12 protein-coding genes are annotated in these 13,471 nt (G+C 39.6%); all 12 read left to right on the forward strand.

Going from position 1 to position 13,471, the window contains the following annotated elements; genetic code table 11:
• The first annotated feature begins 37 nt into the window (after positions 1-37).
• Positions 38-1,330: an efflux RND transporter permease subunit gene (locus B0O44_RS25285; protein ID WP_110829356.1), complete on the forward strand. Its 1,293-nt coding sequence runs from the start codon at positions 38-40 to the stop codon at positions 1,328-1,330.
• Between the two features lie 2 nt (positions 1,331-1,332).
• Positions 1,333-3,270 (forward strand): efflux RND transporter permease subunit, encoded by a 1,938-nt coding sequence (locus B0O44_RS25290; protein WP_110829358.1) that lies wholly within the window; start codon positions 1,333-1,335, stop codon positions 3,268-3,270.
• Positions 3,257-4,504 carry a TolC family protein gene (locus B0O44_RS08680; protein WP_110829360.1) on the forward strand — a complete coding sequence of 416 codons (1,248 nt, stop codon included), beginning with the start codon at positions 3,257-3,259 and terminating at the stop codon, positions 4,502-4,504. The genes B0O44_RS25290 and B0O44_RS08680 overlap by 14 nt, the downstream gene beginning before the upstream one ends.
• Positions 4,482-5,690, forward strand: a complete 1,209-nt coding sequence (locus B0O44_RS08685) for an efflux RND transporter periplasmic adaptor subunit (protein WP_110829362.1) — start codon at positions 4,482-4,484, stop codon at positions 5,688-5,690. The genes B0O44_RS08680 and B0O44_RS08685 overlap by 23 nt, the downstream gene beginning before the upstream one ends.
• 4 nt (positions 5,691-5,694) lie before the next feature.
• A complete protein-coding gene (locus B0O44_RS08690; RefSeq protein WP_110829364.1) occupies positions 5,695-6,912 on the forward strand; it encodes an efflux RND transporter periplasmic adaptor subunit in 1,218 nt (405 codons plus the stop codon).
• A 31-nt stretch (positions 6,913-6,943) separates the two neighbouring features.
• A complete protein-coding gene (locus B0O44_RS08695; protein ID WP_110829366.1) occupies positions 6,944-7,501 on the forward strand; it encodes a DUF3347 domain-containing protein in 558 nt (185 codons plus the stop codon).
• A gap of 164 nt (positions 7,502-7,665) precedes the next feature.
• Positions 7,666-8,112, forward strand: coding sequence for a hypothetical protein (locus B0O44_RS08700; RefSeq protein WP_110829368.1), 447 nt, complete (start codon positions 7,666-7,668; stop codon positions 8,110-8,112).
• A gap of 93 nt (positions 8,113-8,205) precedes the next feature.
• The gene (locus B0O44_RS08705; protein WP_110829370.1) at positions 8,206-9,399 is read left to right on the forward strand and encodes a TolC family protein; all 1,194 of its coding nucleotides are present in this window, start codon (positions 8,206-8,208) and stop codon (positions 9,397-9,399) included.
• Positions 9,396-11,075, forward strand: a complete 1,680-nt coding sequence (locus B0O44_RS08710) for an efflux RND transporter periplasmic adaptor subunit (RefSeq protein WP_110829371.1) — start codon at positions 9,396-9,398, stop codon at positions 11,073-11,075. The genes B0O44_RS08705 and B0O44_RS08710 overlap by 4 nt, the downstream gene beginning before the upstream one ends.
• Before the next feature lie 7 nt (positions 11,076-11,082).
• Positions 11,083-11,544 carry a YybH family protein gene (locus tag B0O44_RS08715; protein ID WP_110829373.1) on the forward strand — a complete coding sequence of 154 codons (462 nt, stop codon included), beginning with the start codon at positions 11,083-11,085 and terminating at the stop codon, positions 11,542-11,544.
• 373 nt (positions 11,545-11,917) lie between these two features.
• Positions 11,918-12,901, forward strand: a complete 984-nt coding sequence (locus tag B0O44_RS08720) for a heavy metal-binding domain-containing protein (protein WP_110829374.1) — start codon at positions 11,918-11,920, stop codon at positions 12,899-12,901.
• Between the two features lie 37 nt (positions 12,902-12,938).
• Positions 12,939-13,373 (forward strand): hypothetical protein, encoded by a 435-nt coding sequence (locus B0O44_RS08725; RefSeq protein ID WP_110829376.1) that lies wholly within the window; start codon positions 12,939-12,941, stop codon positions 13,371-13,373.
• Positions 13,374-13,471 lie beyond the last annotated feature (98 nt).

The raw sequence follows: 13,471 nt of genomic DNA on the forward strand, positions 1-13,471 counted from the left end.
ACCTGAGGCCAGGTGCCGGATTTTGAAAAAAAATAAAATGGTACATAAAATTATAGAATGGTCGCTAAAAAACCGCTGGATTGTGCTGCTCCTAGCAACAGGACTGTTTGTATGGGGCGTTTTCTCTGTTAAAAAGAACCCTATTGACGCAATACCAGACCTTTCGGAGAATCAGGTTATCGTATTCACCGAATGGATGGGCAGATCGCCACAATTAATAGAAGATCAGATTACTTACCCTCTTGTCACAAATTTACAGGGTATTCCAAAAATTAAATACGTAAGAGGTTCTTCCATGTTCGGAATGAGCTTTATCTATGTGATCTTTGAAGATAACGTAGATATTTACTGGGCAAGGGAACGGGTTTTGGAAAGGTTAAGCACTGTGACCCGCTCCTTACCAACCGGAGCTTCTCCTCAATTGGGACCTGACGGAACCGGTGTTGGGCATATCTTATGGTATACACTGGATGCGCCAAATACAGACCTTGGAGAGCAGCGTGCCATTCAGGACTGGTATGTGAAATTTGCTTTACAGAATGTACCTGGGGTTAGTGAAATTGCCTCTTTCGGAGGATTTCAAAAGCAATACCAGATTGCTGTAGACCCTAATAAGTTGTTGTATTACAAATTGTCAATACCGGAGGTTATTGCAGCCGTTAGGGCCAATAATAATGAATCAGGAGGGCGAAAGTTTGAAATGAGTGATATTGGGTATATCATCAAGACTTCCGGTTACTTGAAGTCTCTTCAACAAATTGGGGATATACCAATCAAAAATCAAAATGGAACGCCTATTAGGGTATCTGATGTAGCTGCGGTACAAATGACTGGAGAAACCAGGCTTGGAATCTTCGACCAAAATGGCGAAGGAGAGCGTGTTGGGGGGATCGTGGTTATGAGGTATGGTGAAAACGCCGCTGAAGTAATTGAAAAGGTCAAAACAAAAATGAAAGAAGTTTCCAAAGGTTTGCCGGCAGGAATGAAGTTTGACATTGTTTACGACAGAGGTCATCTCATCCAGGAATCTGTAGATTCCATTAAAAATACGCTGATTGAAGAGATGATTGTGGTATCTCTGGTAGTCATCGTCTTTTTATTCCATTGGCGTAGTGCCCTCAGTATTATCATTCAAATACCGATTACTATTGCCACCAGTTTTATTTTATTAGACGCCTTTGATATCTCTTCAAATATCATGTCATTAACGGGCATAGCCTTGGCCATAGGGGTCATCGTTGACAATGGAATTGTGATGAGTGAAAACGCTTATAAACATCTAGCCGAACGATATGAATTGTGGCAAAAAGAACAAGAAAAAACAAATTAGTTATGAAAACTTGGTTTAAAAAATTATTTAAAAAGAGTCCTGACTGGATTTCAGAAGAAGAGCGATTGCAAATTATCGAGAAATCAAGTAAGCAAGTGTCAAGAGGGGTGTTTTTTGCTACAGTTATTATTATAACCTCCTTTCTTCCTGTATTTATGCTGACAGGTCAGGAGGGGAAATTATTCCACCCATTGGCCTATACCAAAACATTCATCTTGATTGTTGATGCTTTGTTAGTACTTACTTTAGCCCCAGTTTTAATTTCCTTTTTTATGAAGGGTAAATTTCGGCCTGATGATGCGAATCCGGTGAATAGGTTTTTAGAGAAATATTATGAACCGGTGATCCGGGTTGTTTTGAACTGGCGTAAAACAACAATTGCTATAAACATTATTGCTTTATTGATCACTATTCCATTACTTAGAAACCTGGGCAGCGAGTTTATGCCCCCCCTAGATGAACAAAGTATCCTCTTTATGCCGGTAACATTACCTGATGTTTCCAACAATGAAGCTAAACGCATTTTACAGGTTCAGGATAAAATTATAAAATCCGTGCCAGAGGTCGATAAGGTTTTAGGTAAAGCTGGACGTGCAAGTACCGCTACAGATAATTCACCTATCAGTATGATTGAAACGATCATTATGCTGAAACCAAAGACAGAATGGCGAGAGGGAATCACTAAAAAGGACATTATCAATGAACTGGACAAAAAGCTCCAGATTCCCGGTGTAGTTAATGGCTGGACACAGCCTATTATTAACAGAATTAATATGCTCGCAACAGGTATTCGTACCGATGTAGGGATTAAAGTGTACGGGCAAAACCTGGATACACTGGCGGCAGTATCCGAAAGGGTAAAACTGGCACTGGAAGGCACCAAAGGTATAAGTGATCTGTATGTTGACCCTATTACCGGAGGCAAATATTTGTCTATCGATGTTAAGCGTGCCGAGTTATCCCGTTATGGATTAACTGTTGATGATATCAACCAAACGGTTGAGTCTGCTTTAGGTGGTGCTACCATTGGTAATACAATTGAAGGAAGGCAACGTTTTTCTATTAGTGTGAGGTTAGCCCAGGAATTTAGAAACAGTGTGGAGCGTATCAGGCGGATTCCTATTCAATCTGCAAGTATGGGTGAAATCCCTTTATCGGCAGTGGCAGATATCAAGTTTGAAGATGGGCCTCCTATGATCAATTCTGAAAATGCCCTGTTAAGGGGGGCAGTTATGTTTAATGTCCGGGACAGGGATTTGGGCAGTACAGTAAAAGAAGCTATTGATAAAATAAATCAAAGCAATGGCATTTTGCCGGAAGGCTATTTTTTAGAATGGAGTGGGCAATATGAAAATTTAATTCGCGGTGAGCAAACCCTGCTGTGGATAGCTCCAATAGTCCTTTTAGTGATATTTTTTTCCCTTTATTTTGCTTTTCATTCACTAAGAGAAGCCTTTTTAAGTCTGATCACCGTCCCCTTTGCGCTTATCGGGGGAGCCTATATCATCTACTTCTGGGGTGTTAATTTATCTGTTGCAGTTGCAGTAGGGTTTATTGCCCTGTTTGGGATTGCAGTAGAAACAGGGATCGTAATGGTTATATACTTAAATGATGCCATGACTCAACTTATCAAGTTAAAGGGCAATTCAAGTGAGACCATTACCAAAGATGACCTTAGGGAATTTGTAATCAGGGGAGCAGCTAAAAGACTTCGCCCAAAACTAATGACTGTCTGTGTATCTCTTTTTGGTTTGATACCAGTATTGTGGGCTACCGGAGTAGGTTCCGATGTGATGCAGCCAATTGTATTGCCTATGATCGGTGGGGTTTTAACCTCATCCACTCACATTTTATTAGTGACGCCATTGATCTTTTTAATGTCAAAAGAATACGAATTAAGGAAATACGGAAAACTGGAGGTACACGATGCTCAACATTAAAAAAATCGGATTAGTGCTGGCTGTTTTACCTTTCCAGCTTTTAGCACAACAAAGTCCGGTAAGTTTAGATACTGTTTTGCGACGAATTGAAAGGAATAACCTTCTGCTGCAGACTTATGCTTTAAAGGCAGAAAGTTTTAAACATAAGGCAAAAGCAGGAACAGCCTGGATGGCACCAATGGTAGGGGTTGGGACTTTTATGACTCCTTATCCCGGAATTGAAGTAATGGACGAACGGGACAAAGGCTCCATTATGTTCCAGTTGGAACAGGATATTCCAAATCCAGGTAAGTTAAATGCTCAAAGACGATATATCGAATCTAAAGGTCTTGTAGAACTAGCTGGAAAGGGCATCGCGCTGAATGATTTTAAGGCACAGGCAAAGCGTTTGTATTATACCTGGATTGTGGCTAGTCAGCGCATTCAAGTATTTCGCGAGAACGATAAGATCATGCAGATGATGAAAAAAATTGAGCAGATCCGTTATCCCTACAATCAATCGCAGTTATCAGGCGTTTTTAGAGCTAACGCTAAAATCGAAGAGAACCAGAATATGATCAGAATGCAGCAGGGGGATATCTCCAAAGCGAAGGCCTGGCTGAATAGCCTGATGAATTTGCCCGGTAATCAGGATCTTGAAATTGATACCGCATATATCCCCCAGTTTTTTGCTGAAAGTTCAATCGACACGGCTCTTCTTGCTGGTCAGCGTAAGGATATAGTACAGATGGAACAAAACATTCGTTCCATGAAACTGGGGATAACAGCCATGAGGGCCCAGGCTAAACCCGATTTTAGGATCAGATTCGATCACATGTCTCCTTTAAGTAAAATGATGCCCAAAGCCTATAGTGTGATGGGAATGATAAGTGTTCCTATTGTGCCTTGGTCGTCAAAAATGTATAAATCAGAGGTTAAGGCCATGAATTATGAAATACAGGCGATGGAAAAACAACGTGCAGGGATGTTGCAGGAAAGCCAGGGTATGCTCTATGGGATGCAATATGAAATACAATCCATGCAGAAAAGAATAACTGCGATGGAAGAAAAGATCATCCCTGCGCTGAAGAAAACCATGGATGCTGATTTCGTGAATTACCAGGAGAATAAACTACAGCTCACTGCAGTAATCAACTCGTGGGAAGCATTGACCATGATGCAAAACACGGTTCTGGATGAAAAAATGAAGTTATACCAAATGATTGTTGATTATGAAAAGGAATTATATCGTTAGGTTGCTGGTGTTACTGACAGGGATCAGTTTAGCAGCCTGCCAGAATAAGAAGCCGGAAGATAATTCCAGCCATAAACAGCATGCCCAAGTGGATACCAGCTTGAATTATTTACTTAAACCAGTGAATGAACAGGTCGTTGCCAGTATTCCAGTGATTCATGCGGGGCAAGGCTCAAGAATATACATCCGGGAAGTCCAGGGACGGGTAACCTATGATACCCGAAACCAGGTTAACCTGGCCAGCCGTGTTTCAGGGCGTATTGAAAAACTGTACATCAAATACAATTACCAACCTGTTAAAAAAGGCCAGCTGATTCTGGAATTATATTCCCCCGATCTTGCCGCCGCACAACGTGAGCTGTTAATGATCGAGCGTTCTGGAAACCAGGACCAAATGCTCGAATCGGCAAAGCAACGGCTAATGCTCCTGGGCATGAACCTGGCCCAGATTGGCAGGTTAATACGCACAGGTGATATCTCGTATAGGATTCCTGTTTACAGCAATGCTACGGGATATATTTTGGAAAAGCAGGCAGCGGCAAGCGTAGCAAATGCACCTGCTCCAAAGTCCGCTGCATCTGCTTCAGCAGGTATGGACAATATGACTTCGGGAGGTGGTACTTCTGCCAGCCAAGCAGCTTCAACTCCGGTAAGTTCACCAGTCCTGCTACGAGAGGGGCAATATCTGAGTGCAGGACAGAGTATTTTTACTATTTACCGTACAGGTGATCTGGTCGCAGAATTCTCACTTACTCCGCAGGTTGCCTCACAACTGAATAAAAAGGCAAAAGTGATTATTCAAAGAACGGCAAATAAAGAGGAAAGCCTGACGGGCAACATTGGTCTTATACAACCTGTATTTAATTCTGGTGAGAATTTTGTATTGGCAAGAGTTTACCTCCAAAAAGACCACTTGCAGGTTGGCGAATTGGTAACAGGCCAGTTTCCGTTTTTAAGCGGGAAAGGATATTGGCTGCCAAAAGAAACAGTTTTTTCCACTGGGAATAGGTCTATAATTTTTAAAAAGGTAGGGAAAGTTTTCATTCCCAAAACAGTGAAAACTGGTATTGTTCAAAATAATCAGATACAGGTTCTGGATGAGCTTAACGGTTGGGAAATTGCCAGAAATGCTTATTACCTAATTGATAGTGAAAGTTTTATAAAAACAGAAAGCAAAGGAGATTAATCAAATGGAAAGGAAAGAATTTATCAGGAAGTTTGCAATTGTAACATTGATGCCCTCCTTGTTTGTTGCTGCTTGCACTGATGGAAATAAAAAACAAAAAAAATCGGCGGGTAAAACAAAGACCTACACCTGCCCAATGCACCCTCAGATTGTTCAGGACAAACCTGGTACGTGTCCCATCTGTGGAATGGACCTGGTTCCTTTTGAAAAAAATGCTGCTGAAGCAGCTTTAAATCTTAATGAGAGCCAAAGAGCTTTGGCCAATATCACTACAATGGCAGTTGGTTTAAATGGATTTAATGCATTCAAACAATTGAATGGCCGTCTGGTTGTTAATCCTGAAGGAACGGAATATATATCCAGCAGGGTTGCGGGCAGATTGGAACGTTTATACGTGCGCCAGACTGGGGAACAGATTTCGAAAGGCCAGCCATTGTATAAAATTTATTCGGAGCAGCTGGTTACCTTACAGGAGGAATATCTCTTGGCTATGGTACAGTCAGCACAATTTCCGAATGACCAGACTTTTGTCCAATTGCTGAAATCATCAAAACAAAAATTGAGTCTTTATGGACAATCAGAAAGCCAAATCAGGCAGCTCGGGACCAGTAAAAAGACTGATCCTTACATTACCTATACTTCGCCAGGAAATGGTATGGTAGCAGAACTCTCGGTAACAGAAGGTCAGTATGTATCCGAAGGAAGCCCGATTATGCGTTTGGAAGGTTATCAGTCCCTGTGGGTAGAAGCTGATATGTATCCTTCAGAAGTTGGAAGTATTAAAGATGGGCAGAGCCTTAAGGTGGTGATCCCAGGCTGGGAAGATCAGCCGCAAATGATGACGGTAAGATTCATCAACCCTGAACTTAATTCTGGTTCGCAGGTGATCCAGCTCAGGGGCTCCATTCCTAATCCAAATCATCAGTGGCAACCAGGTTTACAGGCCAATGTATTTGTACCTTCGGGTAGTAAGGGGGACGTAATGAGCCTTCCGGTTGATGCGGTGATCCGGGATGGTAAAGGAACGCATGTATGGATAGAAAAATCCAAGGGAAAGTTTGAACCACAAATGGTTAAGATTGGTATGGAAAGCTTTGATGCGGTAGAAATCAAGGAAGGATTGAAGACCGGCGACCAGGTAGTGATCACTGGAGCGTACCTGCTCTACAGCGAGTATATCCTCAAAAAAGGCAAAAACCCAATGGCGGGAATGAAAATGTAAAACGAAAACTAAGTATATTTAAACAATTAAAATGATGAAAACAGGTATGAAATCTATTTTTTTATTAGGCATGGTCGTTCTAATGGCGGCATGTAACAGCAATCAGAAGACAGAAGATAGCCATGAAGGCCATGACCACAGCCAAGAAGCTCCGGCAGCTGTATCTTCAGCTTTAACAGCTTCAGTTAAAATAAAAGACGATAAACTAAACGCAGTGTATCAGCATTATATACATTTGACCACTGCCCTTACTAATGATAATACAGCAGAAGCAAAAGTTGCCGCCTCAGCAATTGAAATTGGTGCAAAACAAATTGATGGAGGTGCAACTTTAGCTAAAGCTGCTGCAGAGATTACAGAAAGTAAGGATATCGAAGCACAAAGAACTACCTATGCGTCATTAAGTAGTGAATTTATTTCCCTATTGAAAAAGGCGGGTGTGGATAGCGGCGAACTTTATATATCTCACTGCCCAATGGCACTAAATGATAAAGGGGCTGATTGGGTTAGCAATTCTAAAGAGATTCGAAATCCTTATTTTGGGGAAAGCATGTTGACCTGCGGCTCAGTAAAAGAAACAATTAAATAGTAATTTTCAATTTCATCGGATTATTTAGTGTCAATGGGATTCTGTTGACGCTAAATAATTCTGTTAAAAACTGTTAAATTCCTGAGAATTACAATAAGATGTAAGAAATATTAGGAATTCTATAAAATAATACTAATATTAGTATGTATATTTGCGAACAGCATATGAAAGGTAAAGCACTATTTCTTTTAGTTATATTTCTGCTCAATACAGTAGTAGGAGTTGCGTGTGCTTTACATTTAAGTCCGGATTTTGATTCTTCTGAGGTTGAGGCCCATGAACACGGTACTCATACACATTCAAATGATCATCATCACTCAGCAGATAAAGCAACAAGCAGCTTACTTAAGCTTGCTTCTTTACAAAATTTAACTGCTAAAGAACACGCATGCTGTAAGGATGATGTGAATACCTTTAATTTATCGGCTAAAAACATATCTTCTGCCGGAAATACAGATTTAAAGGTTCCGGTATATTTTATTTTACCTCAATTTTTCTCGCCAAATCTTCAGGTAGTGCGTGCGAAATCAAAAACAACAATTTTTGCAACCTATAGAAAACCGCCTTCATCAGTCGATATAAGGGTTTCTATAAGTTCTTTCTTAATCTGAGTTTCACATAATGTCATGTAGAGCGATGCTCTACGTATAATTTTTATTGCCTCAATATGGAGCAATAGATTACTCATTATGTAGAAATTTATTATGTTAATCAAAAAAATTTTATTTATCGCTGTCTTTGCAGCGTCTATAACTGGATTAAAGGCACAGACAGTTTTATCTGAAAATGACGCTGTTGCTAAAGCATTGAAAAACAGTAAAAATGCAGAAGCTGCTTTGCTAAATATTCAGCAGCAAAAACAACTGTTAAAAAGTGCTATTAATCTGCCTAATCCCCAGTTTCTTCTTCAAAGTCCATCAGGTGAAAGATATACTGGCGGAGTAACTCAATCTTTGGAGTTTCCTCTTGTATATGCGAAACAATACCAATTACAAAATCAGCAAGTTGGTTTAGCACAAACTCAAAAATCTTTTACTGATGTCCAAATAGCATATCAGGTGAGGTCTTTATATCTCAATATCCAATATATTGACTCTTTAAGCGGGCAGCTCTACGTTCAGGATACAATTTATAGAAAACTGGCTTCTTCAGCGCAACGTCAATTCGATGCAGGTCAAATTGATTATTTGCAAAAAACTTTTGTCGAGACCCAGTATGGAGAGGTGCACAATCAATATGAACAATCCAAATTAAATTACTCGGCACTCATCAATCAGCTAAGGTATATTACTGGGATAAATGATAGTACTAAGGTGGTGCCATTAGGTGAATACAAGTCTCCTTTCCTTAACCGCGCTGACACTAGTCCAGGTTTACTTAATGAAAATTTAGAAGTCGGAATTTTCAAACAGATCGAAAAAATTAGTCAGAAAAACCTCGAACTTCAACGGAGTAAAGTACTTCCAGGCCTTTCCTTTGGTTATATGAATCCAGCTGACAAAAATACTCCTACAAAAATGCGGTTTCAGTTCGGATTGAACTTTCCACTTTGGTTTTGGCAATATAAGGGCAATATAAATGCTGCCCGTACTGAACTTGCGGCGAATCAGCAGCGTACTGCTGGTTTACAACAACAATTGACAGTACAGCTATTGCAGGTGCAGAATGAGCTAGCTGTTAATAATCAGTCCTTAAGCTATTATCAGAATGTTGGTTTAAAAAAATCAAATGAGATCATCACTACGTCCAAACGATTTCTAACCAGTGGAGAAACTGACTATATCAATTACCTACGGAACATCAATGACGCCTACGTAATCAAACAAAAGTATTTGGATGCACTTAAAAATGTGAACCAAAGTATTATAACCATAAATTATTTATCTGGAAAATTATGAAAAAGCTGTTAATTATATTATTATTCCTCCCATTTTTAGGTTTGGCTCATGGTGGTGAGGATCACGGAGGAGGCGCTAAGTCGGCACCTGTTGCTGCTTCTTATTTTACCTCTGTGGCAAATTCGGAGCAGTACGAGCTACTCCTTAAGTATGAGCCTATTAAAGGAGGTAAAGATGTGAGTATGCATCTCTATGTTAGCGATTTTAAAACCAATAAAGCGATCGACGACGCTACAATTGACATTTCGATGGCGGAAGATGCAAACCAAAAATTCGTGATTAAGCACTTAGAAAGCGGAATCTATCTGGTGACTGGGAAATTTCCGGCCAATAAGGCATATTCCCTTAATATCTCAATTAACTCTTCAAATGGGCCGGATTTGATGGTTCTTGAAAACGTGGAAGTAGGAAAAGAATTTCATGTAGCCGAAATACCTCATGAAGAAGGGGTATTTTCAAGGAACAACATTCTAATGGTGTTGGTTGGAATGGGCATTGGGGCTATAATTGTTCTAATCGTTTTTGGAATAAGAAAACGCAGAATTCAGCCCAAATATGCAGCAACATTTCTCCTTTTACTAAGTTTACCGCTATCTACAACAACAATTTCTGCGCATGGTGGTGAAGATCATGGAGATGGAGCTAAGAAACCGCAGGCCGCAAGCTCAAGTACTACCTTTACGGTTCCCAAAGAAACTCAGTTCCTATTCAATATATTAACTGTAAATGCTAAAAAAGCTGATTTTTTGGGTTCCAATGAGTTTCTGGGTACAGTTATCCCTTCAACCGGAGGTATGGCAGTTATCCAATCCCCTCAGACAGGTAAAATAGTCTCTCTTCGGACTACAGTTGGCCAAAAGGTTAGCAAAGGACAAGTCCTTGCAATTATTGAACAAAGCATCGATGCAGGAACTCAGGTTGGGTTGCTTACTCAACGTAACAACGCAGAAGCTGAATATAATGCTGCCAAAGCACAATACGACCGTTTAAAAACAATCTCAGATATTGCTGCAAAAAAGGATGTTCAAGAAGCAGAAGCACGTTTTAGAAGTGCAGAAAGTAACCGCAAGTTGCTTAGACAGCTAGGTTCATCAGGAAATGGAAACAGTAAACTGGTAAGTCTTACTTCGCCAATTAATGGAGTAGTAGGAAGTTTTAATTTTGCTATAGGCGCTACAGTTAATGCAGGTGAAACGCTTTTTTCTGTTACCAATCTTTCTAAAGTTTTTATTGAGGCACAAATTTACAGTAAAGACGTACAGGTACTCAAAAATGCACGTGAAATTTTAGCAATCAACAGCACAGATCCTTCTGTGAAAGGTAAACTTAAACTGATATCTACAGCTCAATCTGTCAATGATGCAAATCAAACCCAGAAATACATATTTGAGCTAACTGATGCTGAAGGTGATTTTAAAATTGGTCAAAATATTTCTGTAAGAGTGTTTTCGGGTCAGACTTCAAGCCAGTTGGTGATACCAAATTCGGCGATTACTGAAGTGAATGGCAAACCTGCTGTTTTCGTAAAAGATACTCCTGAAAGTTACACCATAAGTTATATCCAAAAAGGAACTGATAATGGCTCCTTTACAACAATCTTAAAAGGAATCAAAGAAGGCGCCCAGATAGTAGATGCCGGCACTTACCAAATGAAAACCATGTACTTAAACCAATAGACCTAATATGAAAATTCAAATAAAAAAAACAGCATTTATTTTTAGCTTGTTAATCGCCATCGTTATAAAGGGTTATTCACAAACGTCCGACACAGACGCGGTAAAAAAAGTATTAAACAGTTACAAATCATCTATCGAGAATTTATCAGTTTCAGGCATTTCAGAACTTTTTGTTAAAAATTCCGAAATTGTTGAATCAGGTAGTGTTGAGGGTACAATTGATACTTATCTTGAACATCACCTAGGTCCGGAACTGAAGGAGTTCAAATCATTCAAGTTTAATGATTACACCGTTAAGGTTGAATTGGACGGCAATTTTGCGTTTGGTACTGAAAAGTACGTCTACGTAATTACGTTAAGAGATGGAAGAGAAATTAAAAAAAGAGGGGTAGCGACGTCGGTGTTGGAAAAAACGCAACAGGGCTGGAAAATTAAGTCTACTCATTCCTCATCACGAAATGCAAAATAGGTCCGATTAGATTTATAATTATGAAAACGCTATTGATCGCTTTAACCTTTCTGACCTCTTTTTTTTGATGGCACGAAAAAACAACTTCCATTAAAGTTAGGGAAATTGTGAGATGTGTAAAGCAGGAATTGAAAAGTTCATTAAAATAGATGGCATCAAAAAAGCGGATTAAAACGTAGAAACGAGAATACTTACAGTAATATACGATACGCATACAATTAGCCTGGATGAGATACAACAGGCTGTTGTCAAGGCGGGGTATGATACCAAAAGAAATAGGTCTACCGATTTAGTGTATGTTAAACTCCCTGGAGGCTGCCAGTACGAGCGGGGCCAAAAAAGAATAATTATGTTAAAAAATATAAAAAACAGAATGGACAAAATTAAATTGGTAGCACTTGGTGTTGCGTTTTCCAGCTCGCTTATCCTTGCGGCCTGTAATCCTAATACAAAAACAGCCTCTGCCAAAGAGGTCGTTGCCGAAGGTAGTCATGCCACTAAAGATCATGTTTTCGCATGTCCGATGCACTCGGAAGTAACTGGAAAGGAAGGTGATAGCTGCCCTAAGTGTGGTATGAAACTGGAACATAATGACAATGCAGGTACATCTACTACGGCTAATTACTACATGGATTTTAAAACTGCCCCGTCTTCTGTAACACCTAACCAAGAGGTAACTTTAACGATGACTCCTAAAATAAAAGGTAAAGAAAAGGAACTGGTTCCTTTACAGGATGAACATACAAAAAAAATACACCTGATCGTGGTTAGTGATGATCTTTCTTATTTCGATCATATACATCCCGAATATGGGGCTGATGGAACCTATAAGGTAAATACCAAATTTCCAGTCGGAGGCAACTATACCCTTTTTGCAGATTTTAAACCTTCAGGAGGAAATCATACGGTCGACAAACTAAATGTGAACGTAACAGGTCAGAAGGCCGCTGAAAGAAAATACGGTGCGGACAAATTAACCGCTACCTCAAGTGATGGTTTTTCTGTTACCCTTTTACCAGAAGGTGGAAAGTTAGAGACAAATGTACAGGTGCACCTTAGCGCAGTATTAAAGCAAAACGGTAAAGATGTAGATCCTTCAACTTTGGAAGATTATTTAGGAGCCAAAGCACACATGGTTGTCATTAGCCTAAAAGATAAGGAATATCTGCATGTACATCCAGGAATTGAAAACGGAAAATTTGATTTGCATACCACATTTGAAAAACCAGGTTTATACAGAGGTTGGATACAATTCCAATCTAAAGGCAAGGTGCATACTACTGATTTTGTGCTAAATGTAAAGCAAGGTGCCAGCAAGCAGCAAGCAGATGAGGGTATGGAAGGAATGAAACATTAATTATTAACAACTATAAACACTTTAATTTAAAAAAATCATGAAAAAAGTAACATTTTTATTAAGCGCATTGTTGCTTGTAGCAACAAGTTTATTTGCTCAGGAAGATCACAAACATGGCTCACCACATGGCGGAGACGTTAAATCAGCTGGAACTGGCTTCCATATGGAAGCTGTAGTAAAAGATGGTATGGTAATGGTTTACTTACTCGATGGCAGTGAAAAAACCATGAGTATAGCCGGAGCTACCGCAACGGCAACCATTCAAACCGCTGATGGAAAAATTAGTAAAGAAACCCTTAAGACGATGGGAAAAGACAGCTTTATGTATATGTTGGATAAAACAAAAAAATATAATAAAGCTATTGTAACGATTAAAACCAACGGTAAGACTGCTTCTGCATCTTTTGACCTCAATAAGAAAGCTGATGATCATAAGGATGATGATCATCATGGTGCAGGTCACAAACACTAAAATTAACAGGAGGATGGCTTAGGCTGCCCTCCTGTTATAACGAATCATTTAAAAGATGTAAAAGCTTTATGACTAGGCAGTCTGTCTGTCTGTTAGAT

Origin of the sequence: Pedobacter nutrimenti (assembly GCF_003208655.1) — a bacterium.
GTDB lineage: Bacteria > Bacteroidota > Bacteroidia > Sphingobacteriales > Sphingobacteriaceae > Pedobacter > Pedobacter nutrimenti.